This window comes from Burkholderia sp. Ac-20365 (assembly GCF_017104715.1).
Taxonomy (GTDB): Bacteria; Pseudomonadota; Gammaproteobacteria; order Burkholderiales; family Burkholderiaceae; genus Paraburkholderia.
Genome location: NZ_JAAGPI010000009.1, coordinates 212,583 through 234,554, shown reverse-complemented (window position 1 = coordinate 234,554; position 21,972 = coordinate 212,583). Strand labels below are relative to the sequence as shown.

General features: G+C 62.7%; 17 protein-coding genes. 6 read left to right on the top strand and 11 right to left on the bottom strand.

Features of this window, described 5'->3' with window-relative positions:
- Positions 1–42 precede the first annotated feature (42 nt).
- Both mutS and G3O01_RS18610 read left to right on the top strand, forming a co-directional pair.
- On the top strand, positions 43–2,721 hold the full coding sequence (gene mutS, locus G3O01_RS18615; protein ID WP_205806606.1) for a DNA mismatch repair protein MutS: 2,679 nt from the start codon (positions 43–45) through the stop codon (positions 2,719–2,721).
- Positions 2,708–3,967, top strand: coding sequence for a hypothetical protein (locus G3O01_RS18610; protein WP_205806663.1), 1,260 nt, complete (start codon positions 2,708–2,710; stop codon positions 3,965–3,967). The genes mutS and G3O01_RS18610 overlap by 14 nt, the downstream gene beginning before the upstream one ends.
- Positions 3,968–4,056: 89 nt before the next feature.
- Here the strand turns inward: G3O01_RS18610 and G3O01_RS18605 are convergent, their stop codons facing one another.
- The gene (locus G3O01_RS18605; RefSeq protein WP_205806605.1) at positions 4,057–4,608 is read right to left on the bottom strand and encodes a peptidylprolyl isomerase; all 552 of its coding nucleotides are present in this window, start codon (positions 4,606–4,608) and stop codon (positions 4,057–4,059) included.
- Between the two features lie 32 nt (positions 4,609–4,640).
- Here G3O01_RS18605 and G3O01_RS18600 point away from each other — a divergent pair, with 32 nt between their 5' ends.
- The gene (locus G3O01_RS18600) at positions 4,641–5,888 is read left to right on the top strand and encodes a cupin domain-containing protein (protein WP_205806604.1); all 1,248 of its coding nucleotides are present in this window, start codon (positions 4,641–4,643) and stop codon (positions 5,886–5,888) included.
- A gap of 231 nt (positions 5,889–6,119) precedes the next feature.
- A complete protein-coding gene (locus G3O01_RS18595) occupies positions 6,120–6,395 on the top strand; it encodes a hypothetical protein (protein ID WP_205806603.1) in 276 nt (91 codons plus the stop codon).
- Positions 6,396–6,672: 277 nt separating this feature from the next.
- Here the strand turns inward: G3O01_RS18595 and G3O01_RS18590 are convergent, their stop codons facing one another.
- The 3 genes from G3O01_RS18590 to G3O01_RS18580 all read right to left on the bottom strand — a co-directional run bounded on the left by G3O01_RS18590 (position 6,673) and on the right by G3O01_RS18580 (position 10,338).
- Entirely contained in the window at positions 6,673–8,916 is a 2,244-nt protein-coding gene (locus tag G3O01_RS18590; protein WP_205806602.1) for an ATP-dependent DNA helicase, read from the bottom strand.
- A gap of 66 nt (positions 8,917–8,982) precedes the next feature.
- The gene (locus tag G3O01_RS18585) at positions 8,983–9,201 is read right to left on the bottom strand and encodes a DUF465 domain-containing protein (RefSeq protein ID WP_205806662.1); all 219 of its coding nucleotides are present in this window, start codon (positions 9,199–9,201) and stop codon (positions 8,983–8,985) included.
- Between the two features lie 141 nt (positions 9,202–9,342).
- A complete protein-coding gene (locus tag G3O01_RS18580; protein ID WP_205806601.1) occupies positions 9,343–10,338 on the bottom strand; it encodes a colicin transporter in 996 nt (331 codons plus the stop codon).
- A gap of 163 nt (positions 10,339–10,501) precedes the next feature.
- Here G3O01_RS18580 and G3O01_RS18575 point away from each other — a divergent pair, with 163 nt between their 5' ends.
- Together G3O01_RS18575 and G3O01_RS18570 are read left to right on the top strand one after the other, a co-directional pair.
- On the top strand, positions 10,502–12,847 hold the full coding sequence (locus tag G3O01_RS18575) for a Tex family protein (protein WP_205806600.1): 2,346 nt from the start codon (positions 10,502–10,504) through the stop codon (positions 12,845–12,847).
- A gap of 511 nt (positions 12,848–13,358) precedes the next feature.
- A complete protein-coding gene (locus G3O01_RS18570; protein ID WP_205806599.1) occupies positions 13,359–13,511 on the top strand; it encodes a hypothetical protein in 153 nt (50 codons plus the stop codon).
- Positions 13,512–13,623: 112 nt separating this feature from the next.
- Here the strand turns inward: G3O01_RS18570 and G3O01_RS18565 are convergent, their stop codons facing one another.
- From G3O01_RS18565 to hflK, 7 genes are all read right to left on the bottom strand, one after another.
- Positions 13,624–15,510, bottom strand: a complete 1,887-nt coding sequence (locus G3O01_RS18565; protein WP_205806598.1) for a potassium transporter Kup — start codon at positions 15,508–15,510, stop codon at positions 13,624–13,626.
- Positions 15,511–15,820: 310 nt separating this feature from the next.
- The gene (locus tag G3O01_RS18560; RefSeq protein WP_205806597.1) at positions 15,821–16,405 is read right to left on the bottom strand and encodes a phosphoribosyltransferase; all 585 of its coding nucleotides are present in this window, start codon (positions 16,403–16,405) and stop codon (positions 15,821–15,823) included.
- Positions 16,406–16,408: 3 nt separating this feature from the next.
- Positions 16,409–17,755: an adenylosuccinate synthase gene (locus G3O01_RS18555; RefSeq protein ID WP_205806596.1), complete on the bottom strand. Its 1,347-nt coding sequence runs from the start codon at positions 17,753–17,755 to the stop codon at positions 16,409–16,411.
- A 223-nt stretch (positions 17,756–17,978) separates the two neighbouring features.
- Positions 17,979–19,130, bottom strand: a complete 1,152-nt coding sequence (locus tag G3O01_RS18550; RefSeq protein WP_205806595.1) for an ATP phosphoribosyltransferase regulatory subunit — start codon at positions 19,128–19,130, stop codon at positions 17,979–17,981.
- Positions 19,131–19,381: 251 nt separating this feature from the next.
- Positions 19,382–19,573 carry a DUF2065 domain-containing protein gene (locus G3O01_RS18545; RefSeq protein WP_205806594.1) on the bottom strand — a complete coding sequence of 64 codons (192 nt, stop codon included), beginning with the start codon at positions 19,571–19,573 and terminating at the stop codon, positions 19,382–19,384.
- A 45-nt stretch (positions 19,574–19,618) separates the two neighbouring features.
- Positions 19,619–20,536 (bottom strand): protease modulator HflC, encoded by a 918-nt coding sequence (locus tag G3O01_RS18540; protein WP_205806593.1) that lies wholly within the window; start codon positions 20,534–20,536, stop codon positions 19,619–19,621.
- A gap of 11 nt (positions 20,537–20,547) precedes the next feature.
- Positions 20,548–21,963, bottom strand: a complete 1,416-nt coding sequence (gene hflK / locus G3O01_RS18535; RefSeq protein ID WP_205806592.1) for an FtsH protease activity modulator HflK — start codon at positions 21,961–21,963, stop codon at positions 20,548–20,550.
- Positions 21,964–21,972: the final 9 nt, after the last annotated feature.

The window sequence follows — 21,972 nt, the reverse complement described above, 5'->3', positions numbered from 1 at the left end:
GTTAAACTCTCGCCCTGACAGTCACGCAAGAAAGACACGAGGATGGGCACTCAAACGGCAGCCGCAAACGACAACGCGCAACACACTCCAATGATGCAGCAGTATCTGCGCATTAAAGGGGAGCATCCGGGCACGCTCGTGTTCTACCGGATGGGCGACTTTTATGAACTGTTCTTCGAAGACGCCGAAAAGGCCGCGCGTCTGCTCGACCTGACCCTTACGCAGCGCGGTGCGTCGGGCGGCAATCCGATCAAGATGGCGGGCGTACCGCATCACGCCGTCGAGCAATATCTCGCGAAGCTCGTGAAGCTCGGCGAATCGGTGGCGATCTGCGAGCAGATTGGCGACCCCGCGACATCGAAGGGTCCTGTCGAGCGCAAGGTCATGCGCGTGGTGACGCCCGGTACGCTGACGGACGCCGCGCTGCTCAACGACAAGAACGACAACTACCTGCTCGCCGTCTGCGCCGGACACAACCGCCGCGGCGTCGTGACGACGATCGGCCTCGCGTGGCTCAATCTGGCCAGCGGCGCGCTGCGCCTCGCGGAAGTCGCGCCCGATCAGGTCGCAACTGCGCTCGAACGTATCCGCCCCGCTGAAATTCTCGTCGCCGACGCGCCGTCTTCAACCGACTCGAACGCGTGGACCATGCCCACCGGTTTCGGCGCGACGACGCGCGTTCCGGCCTGGCACTTCGACGTCGCGTCGGGTACGCAGCGACTGTGCGATCAACTTGAAGTTGCGGGTCTCGACGGTTTCGGCGCGCATTCGCTTTCGAGCGCATGTGGTGCAGCGGGCGCGCTGCTGCTTTACGCAGCGGCGACGCAAGGCCAGCAGTTGCGCCATGTGCGCAGCCTGAAAGTCGAATACGAGTCGGAATACATCGGGCTCGATCCGTCCACGCGACGCAATCTCGAGCTGACGGAAACACTGCGCGGCACGGATTCGCCAACGCTCTGCTCGCTGCTCGACACCTGCTGCACAACGATGGGCAGCCGTCTGCTGCGTCACTGGCTGCATCATCCGCCGCGCGATGCATCGTTCGCACAGGCGCGCCAGCAGGCAATCGGCGCGCTGCTCGACGCGCCGCCCCAAGCCAGCCTCGATTCGCTGCGCAGCGCGCTGCGGCAGATCTCGGATATCGAGCGGATCACCGGTCGGCTTGCGCTGCTGTCGGCACGTCCGCGCGATCTGTCGAGCCTGCGCGACACGTTCATCGCGTTGCCCGAACTGCGTGCGCAACTCGTGGCCGTGACGGCCGCCGCCGATTCACTCGCGCGCATCGACACGGCGCTGGTGCCGCCCGCCGAATGCGTCGATCTGCTGAAGCTTGCGGTTGCGCCGGAGCCTGCGGCGATGGTACGAGACGGCGGCGTAATCGCGCGCGGCTACGACGCGGAACTCGACGAATTGCGAGACATTTCGGAGAACTGCGGACAGTTCCTGATTGATCTCGAAACGCGTGAGCGTGCGCGGACGGGCATCAACAATCTGCGCGTCGAATACAACAAGGTGCACGGCTTCTATATCGAAGTGACGCGCGGCCAGACCGACAAGGTGCCCGACGACTATCGCCGTCGTCAGACGCTGAAGAACGCCGAGCGCTACATCACGCCCGAGCTGAAAACCTTCGAAGACAAGGCACTGTCGGCGCAGGAACGCGCGCTTGCACGTGAAAAGGCGTTGTACGACGCACTGCTGCAGGCACTGCTGCCGTTCATCGCCGATTGCCAGCGCGTAGCGTCGGCGCTCGGCGAACTCGATCTGCTGGCCGCGTTCGCCGAGCGGGCACGTGCGCTCGACTGGGTCGCGCCGAGCTTCACGCCCACGGGCGGCATCGATATCGAACAGGGCCGGCATCCGGTGGTCGAAGCGCAGGTCGAACAGTTCATCGCGAACGACTGCGTGCTCAATCCCGAACGCAAACTGCTGCTGATCACCGGCCCGAACATGGGCGGTAAGTCGACCTTCATGCGTCAGACGGCGCTGATTGCGCTGTTGGCGTATGTGGGCAGCTACGTGCCCGCGCGCCGCGCGTCATTCGGTCCGATCGACCGCATCTTTACGCGTATCGGTGCCGCGGACGATCTGGCCGGCGGCCGCTCGACCTTCATGGTCGAGATGACGGAAGCCGCTGCGATCCTGAACGACGCAACGCCGCAAAGCCTCGTGCTGATGGATGAAATTGGCCGCGGCACGTCGACGTTCGACGGCCTCGCGCTGGCGTGGGCCATCGCGCGGCATCTGCTGGCACACAACGGCTGTCACACGCTGTTCGCGACACACTATTTCGAGTTGACGCAGTTGCCTGCCGAGTTTCCACATGCGGCGAACGTGCATCTGTCGGCGGTCGAACATGGGCATGGCATCGTGTTCCTGCATGCCGTCAACGAAGGTCCCGCGAATCAGAGCTACGGCCTGCAGGTCGCGCAGCTCGCGGGTGTGCCGAACGCCGTGATCCGTGCGGCGCGCAAGCATCTCGCGTATCTGGAGCAGCAGTCGGCCGCACAGCCGGCGCCGCAACTCGATCTGTTCGCCGCGCCCATCGCGATGCTTGAAGACGCCGACGACGAACCGCCCGCGCCGGCGCTCGATCCTGCGACGCAAGCACTCGTCGAACGTCTGCGCGACATCGATCCGAACGATCTGCGCCCGCGCGACGCGCTCGACCTGCTGTTCGAACTGCATGAACTGGCCAAGTCGCCAGATGCGCCGCACTGACACGCGCGCTTGTCTCGCGCCGTGCCGCCCTCGCCGCTCGCGCGGCGCGGGGCGCGCGGCCGTCCTCGCAGTTGCGCTGTTGCTGGCGATGCAAGCCGGCATCGCGCTCGCCAAGGATCCGGCGCCGCACTACGCGTTCGCGGTCATCGGCGGCACGCTGCAAGGTTCTGCCGACGAAGCGCTCACACAGCGCCTGCTCGATGCAATTGGACGCGATTCCGACGTCTCGTTCATCGTCTACGACGGCAACCTGAAAAGCGGCAAGGAAGCGTGCCGCGATTCGCTATTCGAGACGCGCCATACGCTGCTCGAAACGTCGAAAGCAGCGCTCGTGTTCATTCCCGGTCAACATGACTGGACGGATTGCGGCACCGCTGAAGCCGGCAGCTACGATCCCGTCGAGCGTCTCGATCTGTTGCGGCAGACGCTGTTCGCCGATGCTTCATCGATGGGACAGAATCCGATTCCGCTCGCGCGCGAAAGCGAAGTGTCGCGATTTCGGCCTTATCGCGAGAATGTGCGCTGGCTGGTCGGCGATACCGTGTTCGTCGGCCTGAATGTGCCAGGGCCGAACAATCACTTTCTGTACGCGGGCGGGCGCAATGGCGAGTTCGAAGACCGCGTGATCGCGAATGCGTTCTGGCTCGATCATGCCGCCGAATATGCAAAGCGCCGTGGCGCGCGCGCGATCGTCGTGCTGGTTCAGGGCGACTTCGATCCCGAACGCTACGAGCGGCCCGAGCGCTTTGCGTGGCTGCGCTTCGGGCATCGTTCGAAACGCGACGGATTCATGGAATTCAAGCGCAGCCTCGTGAAGCTGGCCGAGACGTTTCATGGACCTGTCGTCGTGATTCATCAGGATGACGACAGATCACACACGGGCTTCATGATCGACCAGCCTTTGCGGAACGACAAAGGCGATCTGGTGACCAATCTGACGCGCATCGCGTTCGCGCCGCGCAGTCCTCAGAATCAGTGGGTACAGATCGATGTCGAGCTGGACAAACGGCCGCCGTTTCGCGTGACTGTGCGCGATGTGCCGAAGAACATGCCGCTGCCCGCAGCGCCCACGCTGCCATCGCATAACGAAAACGCCGCGCCACCGATGCCGCCGTCGATGCCCGCCGTGCCGGACTTCGCACCTGCATCTGAACTGCCGCCGATTCTGCCCGAGCCGACACCATCGCCGTCGCCGGATTCCGGCAACGGCGTGAGTGGGACGAACAAAGGCAACGGCAACATGTAGCGCTGCAGCACGCCGACCAGATATGACAACGGGCGCTTACGCGCCCGCTTCGTGAAGCACACCGTCGCTCGAACTTCTACTCGACGAACTCAGTGCAGCGTCGGCTTTGACGGCTCAGCGTCGTCGGAATCGTCTTCGTCATCGTCTTCATCGACAATTTCGAGGCCGCTCGCGCCGTGTGCATGTTCGTGCTGGATTTCGTCTTCCGTCGCGTCGCGCACGTCTTTCACCGTCAGGCTGAAACGCAGCGCCATACCTGCGAGCGGATGATTGCCGTCGAGCACGACCTTGTCTTCGGCGACGTCCGTCACCGTGTAGATCAGCGAATCGATATCTTCATCGCCCTCTTCCGGCGTGCCTTCGAATTGCATGCCGACTTCGAGCGGCTCGGGAAAACGGCTGCGCGGCTCGATCTTCACGAGTTCCGGATCGTAGTCGCCGAACGCGTCGCCCGGCTCCAGCTGGATCTGGGTTTCGAAGCCGGGCTCATGGCCGTCGAGCTCTTCCTCGATCTTGGGGAACGTGCCATCATAGCCGCCGTGCAGATAAACCATCGGCTCGTCGCTTTCCTCGATCAGATTGCCTTGCGCATCCGACAGCTTGTAAGCGACCGATACGACGGTGTTCTTTGCGATTTTCATTCGATTCTCCAGATTACGACTCACATTATACGATGCCCGTGCGGCCCCCTGACTACCCCGCTGGCAAAGCTTCAGCGCGCCCTTCCCCGACTCCCGTTTCTGTGTCTTCCGCGCCCTCGCCAGATCAGCCTACGTCGTTGCTCGGCAACCTGACGCCGTCGCAGTTCATGCGGCGCTACTGGCAGAAAAAGCCGCTGCTGATCCGCCAGGCCATTCCGGATATCGCCGCGCCGCTCTCGCGCGACGAACTGTTCGATCTCGCCGATCAGGACGAAGTCGAGTCACGCCTTATCACGCACTTTCGCAACAAATGGCAACTCGAGCATGGCCCGTTTGCTGCAGACGAGTTGCCGTCCGTCAAACAGCGTGCGTGGACGCTGCTCGTGCAAGGCGCCGATCTGCATAACGACCGCGCGCGCGCATTACTTGACCGTTTTCGCTTCGTGCCCGACGCCCGCCTCGACGACCTGATGATTTCGTACGCGACGGACGGCGGCGGCGTTGGTCCGCACTTCGACTCTTACGATGTCTTCCTGTTGCAGGTGCATGGCAAGCGCCGCTGGCGCGTTGGCGCGCAGCGCGATCTGTCATTGCAACCCGGCTTGCCTTTGAAAGTTCTACAACACTTCGAACCGGAAGAGGAATGGGTGCTGGAGCCCGGTGACATGCTTTACCTGCCGCCACACATCGCGCACGACGGCGTCGCGGAAGGCGAATGCATGACGTGTTCAATCGGCTTTCGCGCACCGTCGACGTCCGAGCTCGCCGCGCAGTTCCTGTACTACCTTGCAGAGCGTGGCGAAGCGGCTGGCTCACCGGACGCAACCGCCCTCTATCGCGACCCGCAGCAGCCCGCTGTCGCAAAGCCTGCTGCGCTGCCGGCCGCCCTTGTCGACCGGGTGGGCGCGATCCTTGCTAAGATCGACTGGAGCGAGAAGGATGTGTCGTCGTTCCTCGGCACCTATCTGAGCGAGCCGAAGCCGAGTGTCGTATTCGACGCACCGGAACGTCCGCTCGATGAAGCGCGGTTTATCAAGCGCGCAAGCAAGGATGGCGTGCGTCTCGATCGCAAGACTGTGCTGCTTTACGACAACCGCTCTTACTACCTGAATGGAGAAGAAAGCAGGCTGTCGGGCGTGAAAAGCTGGGTGATTGAACTCGCCGATAACCGCTATCTGAGTGCGAAACGCTTTGTAACACTCTCACAGCATTCGTCGATGACATCCTTGCTACACGAGTGGTATCGTGCGGGCTGGATACAGATGGGTGAACTGAGATAAGATTCGCTCCGCTGTCATACCGTATAGCGAAAATTTGTCTGAGAAAGACAACGTATTGGCCCCGGATTTGTCGACGGTCGATACGAAAGTGCATATAATTTCCGCCCAAGCCGTAGGGAAGATTCACGCTCATGAAGTGCGGTCTCCACCAGCGGCCCAGGTCGGTGTTGGAGCACATTACCGGTATTATTTTGCGCTGTTGCTTACCTTTAACCATAAAAGGACGTGATCATGAAGAAATCCCTCCTCGTAGCATCCCTGTTGGCAGCTGTGGCACTGGCTGCATGCAACAAGAGCAGCGACCAGGCAGCTGCCCCGGCTAGCGACGCTGCTGCCGCTTCGGCACCGGCTGCTGCTGCTTCGGATTCGGCTGCTGCTGCTTCGGGCGCTGCTGCTGCTGCGAGCGACGCTGCTGCTTCGGCTACGGCTGCTGCTTCGGACGCAACCGCTGCTGCTTCGGACGCTGCTGCTTCGGCAGCTGCTCCGGCTTCGGGCGCAAGCCAGTAAGCTGTAGCAGAGGGTTCGCCTTTAGGGCGAACTTGCAACGGGAAGTCCGAGGGCTTCCCGGGCAAAACAAAACGCCACGAGTTCAACTCGTGGCGTTTTGTTTTATGCATCGAAATTAATCGCGATTATCCCGCTCGCATGTATTCGATGTTTTTAGCTTCTCGTGGTTTTAATCCACATCAGGTATTTCTCGCTTATTCCTCGCTTTAGGCGCAATGATTTGCCCGTTGCATCGGCAACATTGTGTTTCGATGCAACGAGCGCCTTGCTACACCTTTCAGGCCTGTGCGTTCTCTTCGAAAAACTCGCGCACGACATCCATTTCTCGCGTGCGCTTGAACGGCGGCAGGCTCTGCCATATCCGGCGGCCATACGGTTTGTCGACGAGGCGCGTGTCGCAGATCATCAGCACGCCACGATCGGTCTCCGAGCGGATCAGGCGCCCCGCGCCCTGCTTGAGCGTAATCACGGCCTGTGGCAACTGGTGCACGGCAAACGGACTCAAGCCCTTCTTCGTCAGCGCATCGAGCCGCGCGGACAGCACAGGATCATCCGGCGGGGCAAACGGCAGCTTGTCGATTACGACGAGCGACAGTGCGTCGCCGCGCACGTCGACGCCTTCCCAGAAACTCTGGCTTCCTACGAGAATCGCGTTGCCATAAGAACGGAAGCGATCGAGCAGTTCCGTGCGGCTTGCGTCGCCTTGCACGAGTAACGGCATATTCCAGCCACGCGACTCGATGACATCGCGCAGCTTCGATGCAATGCGATCGACGGCACGCAGCGTAGTGCACAGCATGAACACCCCGCCACCCGACGCTTCGATCGCGGGCAACGCGGCGTCGAACACGGCGTCGGTGAACATCGGGGAGGATGGCTGCGGCAGATTGCGCGGCACGTAGAGCAAGCCCTGCGTGCCGTAATCGAATGGACTCGGCAGCGTCATCGAGCGGCGCGAATTGAGCCCCATCTGCGCAGCATAGTGCGTGAAGTCGCCGCGCACCGACAGCGTGGCCGACGTGAACACCCACGCGCGCGGCACGCCCGCGCGCTGCTTCGCGAAGATAGGCGCGACGGACAGCGGCGTTTCATGCAGCTGCACCGTATGCGAGAACACTTCGATCCAGCGGACCTTTTCGTTCGGATCGCTTTTCTCGGCCGTGGACGCGGAATCGGACGCCGCATCGCGTTCGGCTTCCGTCGGCGGCGTGGTCCAACCCGACAGCACCTCCTGCAACTCGCGCGCGCGGCGCAACAACGCGGCCAACGATTCGGCGCGTTCGGACTGCCCGGCGAGCGCGCTTGCCAGCGCATCGAGTTCGGTTTCCACGGCCTCGAGCGCCGGGAACAGCGGATGATCGTCGGGCAACTGGCCGATCGACAGACGCACCGAATCTTCCTTGAACGCGAGCCGCACATCGCGCGCCGAACGCTCCAACGCAGCGCCGAGCTTCACCCAGTCGACGGCATCGCGTGCGTGGCCCAGCCCTTCGGCCACGGAGTCACGCGCGAGTTCGAGAAACTGCGTGGTCGACAGCGTTTCACCGAAGAACAGCGTCGCGGTTTCGGGTAGCTGATGCGCTTCGTCGAAGATCACGGTGTTCGCGGTCGGCAGCAGTTCGGCCATGCCCGTATCGCGCAACATGATGTCGGCGAAGAACAGATGGTGATTCACGACCACGATATCGGCCTGCTGCGCCTCGCGGCGCGCCTGCATCACGAAGCAGTCCTTGTAGTGCGGACACTCCTGGCCGAGACAGTTGTCACGCGTCGAGGTCACCATGGACCACACGGCAGCCGTCTCCGGCACGCTCGCGAGTTCGGCCTTGTCACCCGTGCGCGTGATCTTCGCGAAGCGGATGATGTCCTGCAAATACGACGTTTCCTGCCGCGACGGCAGCCGGCCGTTGTCGGCCGTGCGTTGCAGATAGTAGTGACACAGATAGTTCGCGCGGCCTTTGAGCATCGCGATCGACACGGGCACGGCGAGCGCGTCGCGCACGGTCGGAATATCGCGTTGAAAGAGCTGATCCTGAAGATGCTTGGTGCCCGTCGAAACGATGACCTTGCCGCCCCACAGCATCGCGGGCACCAGATACGCATAGGTCTTGCCGGTGCCAGTGCCCGCCTCGACGATCAGCGTGTTTTCGCCGCCTTCCTGGCTGCTTTCCGTCTCCGCTGCGTCGTCGGGCGCCGACTGCGCCGATGCCGACTGTTGCAAACGCCGCGCTGGACGCTTTTGCGCCTCGAACATTGCGGGCTCGGGCATCGCGCGGCCCGATGCTTCCATCGCCGCGGCGACCGCGCGCGACATCTCGATCTGCGACGCACGCGGCCGGTAGCCGTCGATCTGACGCGCGAGCAGCCCGTCGGCGGCGAAGATATCAGCGAGTTCGGACGACCGCTTGTGACTCAGCGATGCGGCCAGCGCGCCGCCGCCCGATGCCGGTTTCGCGACGGCGCCCGACTCGTCGGCAACCGCCGACTCAGTCCGGGAAGAAGATTGAAGCGATGAATTCAAGGCAAGCGATTCCTGCAAAGTCCGGCGCGCCACATGCTGAACGGGGCCGGCGCCTGCCAGGCCGCGTCAGTTGCGTGCTTCGGGTTCAAGCTGCAATTGCAGCAAGATGATGGTGTCCTTGACCTTGAGCTTGCGCTTTTTCAGGCGCTGGATCTCGAGGTCGTCGATGCCGGGGTCCTCGGCCATTTTGTCGATCAACCGATCAAGCCCACTATGCTCCGTTTCCAGTTGCAGAATACGGTCGCGCAATGTGTCCGAGTTGATGACGCGATGATGGTCGCGCATGCTCGCCTCCTCTTTCGAAATGGCGAAGGCCGCGCTGCGCGGTCGCTCCGCTCGAGGTTGCTGTCCGGCCTGAAACGCGTTACGGCTGTTGCTGACTGATGATGCATGATGCCGCGCAGATTTGCGCGGCGACTGCAATTGCTACTGCTGTTGCTGCTGTTTCTGTTGCTGCTCGAGCTGCTGTTGCTGCCTGGCCTGATCTTCCTGCTTCTGTTTAGCCTTGTCGGCCGCCTGCTTCTGGCGCGTCTCGACATCGGCCTTGTGCTGCGTCGCTTCCGTCTGCTTCTGCTCGAAGCGCTGCTGCTTCTCGACGCGCTCCTGGGCCTTCTGCGCAGCCTGCTGATGCGCCTCGTCGAGCTTGCGCTGGAAGTCGGCCTGCTTCGCATCGTAGGCCTTCTGGTTCGCGGCTGCCTGCGAGGGCGAGATGCCGCGCTGCGCCTGATCGATCGCGTGCTGTTGCTGCTTCTGCTGGAACGACTTCTCGTTCGCGGCACGCTGCGGCGCTTCCGCCTCGCGCTGCGCCTGGTTTAGCTGATGCTGACGCTGCTTGTCGTCGTACGCCTGTGCGTTGCGTGCGTCCTGCGCAGCGCGAGCCGGTGCGTCCGCCTCGTTCTGCGCGCGCTTGATCGCAGCCTGTTCGTCGCGCTGACGCGCGTGTTCGACGCGCTTTTCGTCGTCGAGCGCGAGCTGCTCCTTGCGGATATCGGCAGCGACGACGCGCATGTCGTCACGCGCCGAATTCAGGCAATGATTGACGAAAAACTTGCTATAACAGTTGTGCTCGGCGACCGCGTAACGGTAGTTGTTGTCTGCCGTGCGGGTATCGAGCGTCTTTTGGCGCGCTTCGAAATCGTTCGCAGCGGGAACGGACGAAGCTGCGTCGGGAGCAGAAGCCGCAACGGGACTTTGCTGCGCTTCGGCAAACGTGGGCGCGAGCGCCGCGCAGCCGGCGAATGCAAGCGACGCGGCAAGCGCGACACGCCGCACGGACGCGGCCAGCCCGAAGGCGACGGCGGCCGCGGAAGCAACCTGAACCCCGAAAACGGGCGATGCGAGCGGAGATCGGCGGAAAGATCCGGGCAGATTTCCGGACGTGAGGCGTGAGGTCGGCAACGTCGTAGATGGGCAACGGAACATGCCTGAAATTCTATCACCCCGCGGTTGAGCGCTCGGTCATTTATGGCAAAATGCCCCGCTTCAACAAGCTTTCACGAGCTTTGACGACTTTTCAGCAACCCGGCCCGCCGTGCGTTCGGCGCAGCGCGGCCACAGTCGAATCCGGCAGGAACATCAAGACCCTATGACGGACACCGTAGCACTCAAGATCGTACAGCGCATCGCCACCGAACTGACTGTCCAGCCGCGCCAGGTCGCGGCCGCGGTCGAACTACTCGATGAAGGAGCGACTGTTCCGTTTATCGCCCGGTACCGGAAGGAAGTCACCGGCAATCTCGACGACACGCAACTGCGCACGCTCGAAGAACGCCTGCTCTATCTGCGCGAACTCGAAGATCGTCGCGCGACGATCACCGCGAGCATCGACGAGCAAGGCAAGCTGACCGACGAACTGCGCACCGCGATCGAAGCCGCCGACAGCAAGCAGGTGCTGGAAGACCTCTACCTGCCGTACAAGCCGAAGCGCCGCACGCGCGCGCAGATCGCCCGCGAAGCCGGCCTGCAGCCGCTCGCCGATGCGCTGCTCGCCAATCCGCTGCTCGATCCGCAGACGGAAGCCGCGCAATACGTCGATGCCGAAAAGGGTGTCGCCGACGTCAAGGCCGCGCTCGACGGCGCGCGCGACATTCTCTCCGAGCAGTTCGGCGAAACGGCCGAAGTGCTCGGCAAGCTGCGCGACTACCTGTTCAATCAGGGCGTGGTGAGTTCGGTGGTGGTCGAGGGCAAGGAAGGCGAAGAAGGCGAGAAATTCCGCGACTACTACGACTATTCGGAAACGATCCGCACCGTGCCGTCGCACCGCGCGCTGGCCCTCTTCCGCGGCCGCAATGCGGGCGTGCTGATGATCAAGCTGGGCCTCGGCGAAGAACTCGACGCGCAGGTGCCGCATCCGGGCGAAGCGATGATCGCGCGCCACTTCGGCATTGCCAATCAGGGCCGTCCGGCGGACAAATGGCTCTCGGACGTGTGCCGCTGGTGCTGGCGCGTGAAGGTGCAGCCGCACATCGAAAACGAACTGCTGACCAATCTGCGCGAAGAAGCCGAAAGCGAAGCGATCCGCGTGTTCGCGCGCAATCTGAAGGATCTTCTGCTGGCCGCGCCGGCCGGCCCGAAGGCGGTTATCGGTCTCGATCCGGGTCTGCGTACGGGCGTGAAGGTGGCCGTCGTCGACCGCACGGGCAAGGTGCTGGCTACCGACACGATCTACCCGCACGAGCCGCGTCGCGACTGGGACGGCTCGATCGCGAAGCTCGCGCGCATCGCCGCGGCGACCCAGGCAGAGCTGGTCAGCATCGGCAACGGTACGGCATCGCGCGAAACGGACAAGCTCGCCAGCGAACTGATGACGCGCCATCCCGAACTCAAGCTGCAGAAGATCGTCGTGTCGGAAGCGGGCGCTTCCGTGTACTCGGCTTCGGAGCTTGCGGCGAAGGAATTCCCGGACATGGACGTGTCGCTGCGCGGCGCGGTGTCGATTGCGCGGCGTCTGCAGGATCCGCTCGCCGAGCTCGTGAAGATCGAACCGAAGGCAATCGGCGTCGGCCAGTATCAGCACGATGTGAACCAGCGCGAGCTCGCGCGCTCGCTCGATGCCGTCGTCGAAGACTGCGTGAACGCCGTGGGCGTGGATGCGAACACGGCTTCTGTTGCGCTGCTCGCGCGCGTGTCGGGGCTGAATGCGACACTCGCGCGCAACATCGTCGACTATCGCGATGCAAATGGTCCGTTCCCGACGCGCGATCATCTGCGCAAGGTGCCGCGTCTGGGCGACAAGACGTTCGAGCAGGCAGCGGGCTTTTTGCGGATCAATGGCGGTGAGAATCCGCTGGATCGCTCGTCGGTCCACCCGGAAGCGTATCCCGTTGTCGAGCGGATGCTTGCGAAGATCAGCAAGAACATCGGCGAAGTGCTGGGCAATCGCGATTCGCTGTCGCGGTTGTCGCCGGCGGAGTTCGTCGATGATCGCTTCGGTCTGCCGACTGTGCGCGACATTCTCGCCGAACTGGAAAAGCCTGGCCGCGATCCGCGACCCGAGTTCAAGACGGCAACGTTCCGTGAAGGCGTCGAGAAGATTTCGGATCTGTCGCCGGGCATGGTGCTGGAAGGCGTTGTGACCAACGTGGCTGCGTTCGGTGCGTTTATCGATATTGGCGTGCATCAGGATGGGTTGGTGCACGTATCGGCGATGTCGACGAAGTTCATCAAGGATCCGCACGAAGTCGTGAAGGCCGGGCAGATCGTCAAGGTCAAGGTGCTGGAGGTTGACGTCAAGCGTCAGCGGATCTCGTTGACCATGCGGATGGATGATGATGTGGCTTCTGCCTCTTCGCCGGCGGGGCGTTCGGGTGGGCAGCAGGATCGCGGTGGACGTTCTTCTTCTGCTGGCGCTGGACGTTCGCAGCAGCGCTCTTCACGTGAGCCGGAGACTGTTAATGCTATGGCGGCGGCGTTTGCCAAATTGAAGCGATGAGGTTTGGGCGGGGTTCTGCCCCGTCTTGCCCCGTTTGTGTTTGGTTTTGATGGGTTTTAGCTCTGCGCTGGCATCCGCGTGGCGCCTACGCGGCGCAGGCGTTGCCCCTGTGCGGGGCGGCACTTACTTTCTTTGCCGCCGCAAAGAAAGTAAGCAAAGAAAGCGGGCTAACACCGCCAATTCTTGAGCACTGCCTGAGGGCCCGCAACCGGTCTTCCGCTTCACACGGCGTCCTGCCATTCAATGCCCGTTACCAACGCCTCGAATAAGCGCCTCACCCACTTCAAGCACCCATAGCACAGCCAATGGCAGCGAATAGTTAATGCCGCCCAGGTGGCAAACTGTGTGTAGGTCGTAGTGCTTCACACCTCAGCGCCCCTACGACACCGAAGGTCCTTTTTCAGTCCGGAGTGAAGCGCATACGCCGCGACTGCCTACACACAGTTTGCCGCTATAGAGAACGTAAGCGAATTGATCGCGCGTGTGGCGACGCGGGCACGTGAAGCGGGTGATGAGCCAATTCGAAGCGTTGGCAGCGGGCATCGAGAAGGGAGATATCGCGGACAGGACGGGGCCGTTGAGGACCCGTGGGCAATTACAAGAGCTCGCGGTGTTCAGCGGCTTTCTTTTGCCTACTTTTCTTTGCCGCGGCAAAGAAAAGTAGGTGCCGCCCCGCACAGGGGCAACGCTAGCAAACCAGATACATCACGCGGATGCCAGCGAAAACAAAAGCAAACCACCCCCACGTCGCAAGACAAAAACAAAAAACCAGAACATCAAATCTCGATCTTAGTCCCCAACTCCACAACACGATTCGCGGGAATACTAAAAAAATCCGTCGGCTTGGCCGCATTCTGATGCATCCATGCGAACACACGCTCACGCCACACCGACATCCCAGGCAACTGGGTCGGCACAACAGTCTCACGCGCAAGAAAGAACGACGTGTCCATCAACTCGAACGACATGTCATGCGACACACTGATCTGCTCGAGCACGGCCTTCACATCGGGCGTCTCGTTGAACCCATAAGCCGCCTTCACGAGAAACAGCCCACCGCTCACGTCCTTGACGATCAACCGGTCCTTGTCATCGACATAAGGAATATCCCGCGTGATAAACGTCAGAAAGATTGTCCGCTCATGAAGCACCTTGTTGTGCTTCAGGTTGTGCAACAGGCTCACAGGCACCAGCGTCGCACTACCCGTCAGATAGATCGCCGTACCTGAAACGCGATGCGGCGGATGCGCGAGCAATCCCTGCACGAACGGCATCAGCGGAATACCGTCGGCGGCCGTGCGCTCCTTCACGATCATGCGCCCCTTGAACCACGTCATCAGCAGGAAGAACAGCAGCGCACCAATGCCCAGCGGCAGCCAGCCGCCCTCCGCCACCTTCAGCAGGTTCGCGCCGAAGAAGCCGAGATCGACCACCAGCAGCGAGCCGATGATCAGCGCCACCACGCCCTTGTTCCAGTTCCACACCTTCACCATCACGACGCTCGCGAGGATCGTCGTAATCACCATCGTCGCCGTCACGGCAATACCGTAGGCCGCGGCCAGATTGTCCGAACTCTTGAACGCGATGACGATGCACAGAATGATGAAGAGCAGCATCCAGTTGACGACAGGCACATAGATCTGCCCGATTGCCAGCTCCGATGTGTGCAGGATCTTCATGCGCGGCACGTATCCCAGCTGGATCGCCTGGCTCGTCAGCGAATACGCGCCTGAAATTACGGCTTGCGAGGCGATCACCGTCGCGACCGTCGACAGCACCACCAAAGGCAGCAGCGCCCAGTCAGGCGCGAGCAGGAAGAACGGGTTTTCGATCGCCTTCGGATCGTGCATCAGCAGCGCGCCCTGGCCGAAGTAGTTCAGCACCAGCGACGGCATCACGAGCGCATACCACGCGCAGCGAATCGGCGCGGCACCGAAGTGGCCCATGTCGGCATAGAGCGCTTCCGCGCCCGTCAGCACCAGCACGACAGAACCGAGCACCACGTACGCCTGCAGCACGTGCGCAGACATGAACGAGAACGCGTAGTACGGATTGAGCGCCTTGATCACTTCCGGCGACTGCACGATGTGCGACAACCCAAGCACCGCGAGCGTCACGAACCACAGCACCATGATCGGACCGAACAGGCGGCCGACCATCGCCGTGCCGTGTCGCTGGATCCAGAACAGCAGCACGAGGATCACCATCGTCAGTGGCAGCACCAGATGGGACAGCTTCGGCGCGGCGATCTCCAGACCTTCGACCGCCGACATCACCGAAATGGCGGGCGTGATCACGGCGTCGCCGTAGAACATGCAGGCGCCAAAGATGCCCAGTGCCACCAGCAGGCCCGCGGCCCTGCTCTTCGTGTCTAGCGAGCGCAGCGCCAGCGCCATCAGCGCGAGTACGCCGCCCTCGCCGTTATTGTCGGCGCGCATCACGAACATCACGTACTTGATGCTCACGACGACGATAATCGCCCAGAACAGCAGCGAGATCACGCCGAGAATGGAACTTTCGGTAAGGGGAATGCCGTGGGAGGGGCTGAAGGCTTCTTTCAGCGAGTAGAGCGGGCTTGTGCCGATATCCCCGAACACCACGCCGATCGCAGCGACTGCAAGCGATGGCAACGGCTGCTTGGGGACGTGAGAGTTGGTTGTCATAAACGCGAAAAGAATCCGTTCCTGAGCGGCAAAAACGAACGCTATTCTAAAGAATATAGGCAACAAAGCCCACCATCCGGCCCGTTGTGCTGACACCACGCGACCGTGCAACGTGAAGCCAGTGTAGCATCGCGCCCTTTTGCCGGCGTGTGTTTGCGCGTGTCAAGGGCTGTAAGGTCAAATTATTCGGGTTTGTCGGCGACTGCCGTTCAACCCGCGAGAGGCATAAAAAACGGAGCCTTGAAAGGCTCCGTTTCAGACTGCTTGACCGCGAACCGCCGCCAACGACCGGCAAGGCGGCTGCCAGATGCTAGCTGGCGTCCGTCGAACGCTCCTGGCCGCGCTTGATCCATGCACCCAGGTTGTGCGGACGCACCGTGTCCCACTCCTCGAACGGCTGATGAATCCACGGGTTCGTCGCGAGATACTGGACGTGGTAGTCCGGCTTCACCTTCGAGCACGCCTTCCACCACAGCACGGCCGAACGCACCGACGTAATGGCGGGATAACGCTCCTTCAGATGCTGCTGCACACGCGCCAGCGTCACGCCCGAATCGACGAGATCGTCGACCAGCAGCACGTTGCCCGTCAGCTCGCCGCGCGTCATCGTGATGTATTGCGCGATGTCGAGATCGCCCTGCTCCGTGCCCGCCGCTTCGCGGTACGAGCTGGTCGCGAGAATCGCGAGCGGCAGATCGTAGATGCGCGACAGCTGATCGCCCACACGCAAACCGCCACGCGCGAGGCACAGGATCTTGTCGAACTTCCAGCCCGATTCATGCACGGCGAGCGCCAGCATTTCGATCAGCCGGTGATATTCGTCCCAGCCGACCCACAGATTGCGCTCGTCGTTGCGCGGGTCTTTCATTTCAATCATCGGTACACCCTGGATCATGCATTAAACCTTGAACGGGTGACGCAGAAGAATGGTTTCATCGCGGTCCGGACCCGTCGACACCATGTCGATCGGCACGCCCGCCACTTCCTGCACGCGCGCGAGGTACGCCTGGGCGTTCGCGGGCAGCTTGCTCCATTCCTTGATACCGACGGTGCTTTCCTGCCAGCCGCCGAAGGTTTCGTACACCGGCTCGCAACGCGACACTTCGTAAGCGCCGCGCGGCAGGATGTCAGCGTCCTTGCCGTCGATCGTGTAACCGACGCACAGCTTCACTTCGTCGAGGCCGTCGAGCACGTCGAGCTTCGTGATGCACAGACCCGACACGCCGTTGATCTGGATCGAGCGGCGCAGCGCGGCGGCGTCGAGCCAGCCAGTGCGGCGCGGACGGCCGGTGACCGAACCGAATTCCTTGCCGACCTTCGCAAGCGTCAGGCCGACTTCTTCCTGACGGTCGGCGTTGTCCGCGTCGTACAGTTCGCTCGGGAACGGGCCCGAGCCGACACGCGTGCAGTACGCCTTGGTGATGCCGAGGATGTAGTTCAGCTTCTGCGGGCCGACGCCCGCGCCCGCGCTCGCCGCACCCGCAACGCAGTTGCTCGACGTGACGAACGGATACGTGCCGTGATCGACGTCCAGCAGCGTGCCTTGCGCGCCTTCGAACAGCAGGTTGTTGCCCGTGTGGTTCGCGTCGTACAGACGGCGCGAAACGTCCGTCACCATCGGCTTCAGACGGTCGGCGTAGCCCAGCATCAGGTCGAGCGTCTGCTGATAGTCGACAGCCGGCGCACCGAGGTATTGCGTCAGCACGAAGTTGTGGAAATCGAGGTTGGCGCGCAGGCGTTCAGCGAAGGCCTCCGGCTCGAACAGGTCCTGCACACGCAGACCGCGACGTGCCACCTTGTCTTCGTACGCCGGGCCGATGCCGCGACCGGTGGTGCCGATCTTGCCGGCGCCGCTGCGAGCTTCGCGGGCCTGGTCGATGGCGACGTGGTACGGGAGAATCAGCGTGGTGGCTTCGGAAATGAAGAGACGCTTTTGCACGTCGACGCCGGCCGATTCCAGCTCTTCGATTTCCTTGAACAGCGCTTCGGGCGACAACACGACGCCATTGCCGATGTAGCAGGCGACGCCCGGGCGCATGATGCCCGACGGAATCAGACGCAAGATGGTTTTCTTGCCGCCGATGATGAGCGTGTGGCCGGCGTTGTGACCGCCCTGGAAACGAACGACGCCTTGCGCGTGGTCCGTCAGCCAGTCAACGATCTTGCCCTTGCCCTCATCACCCCACTGGGTACCCACGACGACGACATTGCGCCCAGGGTTCACATTCACTGCGCTGGCAGACATGTTGTTTCTTAAGCTGGTTAAAAACGCATTTTACCTATGTTCGCGAAAGGTTCCTGATTTTTTTCACGGACTGATGCCGGGAATTTTCCGGAAATTCCTTTTGCGCTCAAAGGCATGGGAGCGGCAAGACCTTGCCGCCCGGCTGTGCGCGGCCGCTGGCGGGCCACGCAACGATGGTTGCGGCGTCACGTTTCACGTGACGCCGCAGGCCTTCACGGCCCTATCAGGACTTCGATTCGACGACCCACTGGCCGTTGCGCTCGACCAGCACGCGATCGCACGCGAATTCGTCGAGCGCGTGGTCGTGGCCCGGCAGCGCCTGGATCACCACTTCACCCGCATCACGCAGCGCGGCGACGCTGGTACGCAACGCGTCGTCGTGCTGCCACGGCGCGAGGATCGCACTGCTACGCGCCTCGATGGGCGAAATGCGCGCGACTTCGCGCAGATCCAGAGAGAAACCGGTTGCCGCGCGGGCACGCCCGTACGCCTGGCCGACCTTGTCGTAACGGCCACCACGCGCGACCGCATTCGGCACACCGTCGACATACGCCGAGAACATCACGCCGCTGTGGTACGCGTAGCCTCGCAAATCGGCCAGATCGATCATCACTTCCGCGCCATCGACCTGTTGCGCAAGGAACGCCAGATCGTCGAGCGCGCGGGCGATTTCCGGCGCATTCGGCAGGCGCGCGCGGGCTTCTTCAAGCACGGAAGCGTCGCCGTACAGCGTCGGCAGCGCGCGCAATGCGTCGCGCGTGACGGGCGAAAGATTCGCCGTCAGTTCGTTGAGCAGCGGCACATCCTTGCCCGCAAGCGCTTCATACAGCCCTTCGCCGAGCGACGCAGCAGCCGGCTCGCTATCGATCAGCGCGCCGAGTACGGCGGCGTGACACAGATCCAGACGCACGCGCGCAAGGCCCGCGAGATGCAGCGCGTCGAGCATCAGTTGCTGGATTTCAAGGTCCGCTTCGAGACCCGCATGACCGTAGATTTCGGCGCCGATCTGGATCTGCTCACGGGTCGCGTGCAGACCGCGCGGGCGAGTATGCAGCACGTTGCCGGCATAGCACAGGCGCGTGACGCCCTGGCGGTTCAACAGATGCGCATCGATGCGCGCGACCTGCGGCGTGATGTCGGCGCGCAGGCCCAGCGTGCGACCCGACAGCTGATCGACAAGCTTGAACGTGCGCAGATTGAGATCGCTGCCGCCGCCCGTCAGCAGCGACTCCAGGTATTCGAGCAGCGGCGGCATGACCATCTCGTAGCCGTATGCGCGAAATCGGTCGAGCAGCCGGCGGCGCAGTTCTTCGATCTTGCGCGCCTCGGACGGCAGCACGTCGGCAATATTCTCGGGAAGTAACCAGGTCGACATCGATACAGTCCTACGACGGTGAATCCGGCGTCATGGCAAACGCCGTTGAATTTGAGGATGTTGCGCAGCGCGAAAGCGTGCGAAAACGTCGATGTGCAGCTTTTGACTCATTGCCTTGGGCCGGCGACATATCGGCCCGCCAGAGCAATGCAGTATTCAGCGCACCGCGGCGCGCATGATGTCCGGCGCGCATTGGCCGGAGCCAGAAACGGACGACGCCTCGTGAGCGCCATCCGGCAATGCAGGGATGCTCAGGTCGCGATCAGCAGCAGCAACAGCCCGAGCACCATGACGATCAGCCCGCCGATCCGGATGTGATGCGGCGGGCGCTCCGCTATTTTACGAAACGTGTCGCGCCAGGCGGTCGGAAACACGAACGGGAACATCCCCTCGATGATCAGCATCAGTGCGATCGCGAGCAATAACGAGCCGGCTATGTCCATGCGATGAGGCCGCCGCGATCCGAATGCCGCGGCGTTTCCGTTTTATCAGTGTTTGCGCGCGCCAGTCGACGCGCCGGATGACGATTGAGCGGGAGCGGCTGCGCCGTCCGGGCCACGCATGAAGCGGAAGAAGTCGCTGCTCGAGTCGACGACCATCACGTCACCCGGCTTGAAGCTGTTCCTGTAAGCCTGCATGCTCTGGTAGAACTGATAGAACTGCGGGTCGCGGCTGTATGCATCGGCCGCAATCGATGCTGCCTTGCCGTCGCCGTCGCCCTTGATCGCCTGCGCCTGCTTGTAGGCGTCGGCGATCACCGACTGCTGCTGTTGCACCGCATCCGCCTTGATCTTGTCCGCTTCTGCTGCGCCGTCTGCGCGCTTCTGATCGGCCACTCGCTCGCGCGCGGCGATCATGCGCTTGTAGACGGAATCGGCCATCGCGGCAGGGAAATCAATCCGCGTGAGTTGAACGTCGACGACATCGACGCCCAGCGACGCCGCGCCCTTCTGCATGCCGTCGCGCGCCTCGGTCGCAATCGCGGCCTGCTTCGCGAGTGCATCCGTCAACGTGTACTTCGCGAATGCGTCGCCCAGCGCGCCGCGCGACAGCAGCGCGAGCCGGTCGGGCAGGCTCTGCACATCACCCTTCGTTTCGGTGACGAGCTTGACGGGATCGGACACGCGGAACTTGACGACCGGATTCACCAGCAAATCGGTTTTGTCGGACGTGGCGTAGCGGTCTTCATCCGGTGCATCGAGCGACTGGATGCGCGCATCCACCGACGTCACCGTCTGCAACGGCGGCGGCAGCTTCACATGCAAGCCGGGGCCCGCGAGCGTCGGCGCGGCGTCGCCGCGCGCAGAGATGACGGCCATATGGCGCGGATCGACGACGAACACCATCGACGATGCCGCAAACAGCACGATCACGATGGCCACGACGAGCGCAACGATTTTGTTCATATTCGCGCTCCTTATTGCAGATCGTCTTCGCGGCCGCGGCTGCGGAACGATTCGCGCGAACGGAAGGCATCGCTGGCGGCAGCCGCCTGGCTGGCACCGCTGGCGGGTACGGCGGGCGGCGCGATGATCATGGGCGTGTTGGCGCCCGCCGCCGCAGACTGCGCGCCCTGCGCAGCTTGTGCGTTTTGCTGGCCTTGTGCGGGCGCCGTCGCAGCAGCCTGAGCCGACGATCCGGCGCTCGCCGCAGCGGCATCGGCCGTGCGCTGACGCGTCTGGTCGACGAGCTTGTCGAGCGGCAGATACAGGACGTTGCTGCCCGACTTGCTGTCGACGAACACCTTCGTCGTATTCGAATAGATCTGCTGCATCGTGTCGAGGTACATGCGTTCGCGGATCACGGCAGGCGCCTTCGAATACTGCGCATAGACTTCCTTGAAGCGCTCGGCATCGCCTTCCGCCTGCGCGACCACGCGGTCGCTATACGTCTTTGCGTCGTCGATCATGCGCTCGGCTTCCGCCTTCGCACGCGGCAGCAATTCGTTCGCATAAGCCTGCGCGTCGCGCTTCGCGCGCTCGCGGTCCTGACGCGCCTTGGCGGCATCGTCGAATGCGGACTGGACCTGGTCGGGCACCTGCACGCTCTGGATCGTCACGCCCGTGACAGCCAGACCTGTGTGATATTCGTCCAGGGAATGCTGGATGGCTTCCGTCAACTGCGTGCGGATGGCTTCGCGGTCCTGATAGAGGACGTCGTTCATGCTGCGCGTACCGACAATCTCGCGCACCGCCGCCTGCGCGGCCTGCGTCACGCTCTGGTCAGGGTCGGCGCTACGGAACAGGTAATCGGTCGGCTTGCGGATCTGGTACTGGACGGCGAAACGCACGTCGACGATATCGGCGTCGTGCGTGAGCATCGACGCATCCTTCACGTTGGCGAGACGCACCACGTTATTGCGGCCGATCTCGACCGAGCGCACCTGGCCGACGTTGACCACTTCATGCGATTCGAACGGATACGGCAGACGCCAGTGCACGCCCTGCCCGGCCGTGCCCTGCAGCTGACCAAAGCGCAGCACCACGGCCGCCTGACCGTCCTGCACGACGAACACGCCACTGCCAAGGTAGATTGCGATCAGCACGCCGATGATGATGCCCACGCCGATACGCGCACCACGACCATTGTCGGGACGCGGACCGCCGCCGCTACCGCCCTTGCGGCCGAACACGCGTGACAGGCGCCGGTTAAAGTCGCGCCACATTTCGTCGAGATCGGGCGGACCTTCGCTGTCCTTGCCGTTGGGCGGACGCTTCGAATCGTTCAGGCGCTGGCGATCGCCATTGCCTTCGCCCCGGCCCCAGCGCGGGTCGTTCAGCGACAACATGGCGCGCAGACGCAGCCAGATACTCCGCTCGTTGTAATCGTTCACCTGTGTTCG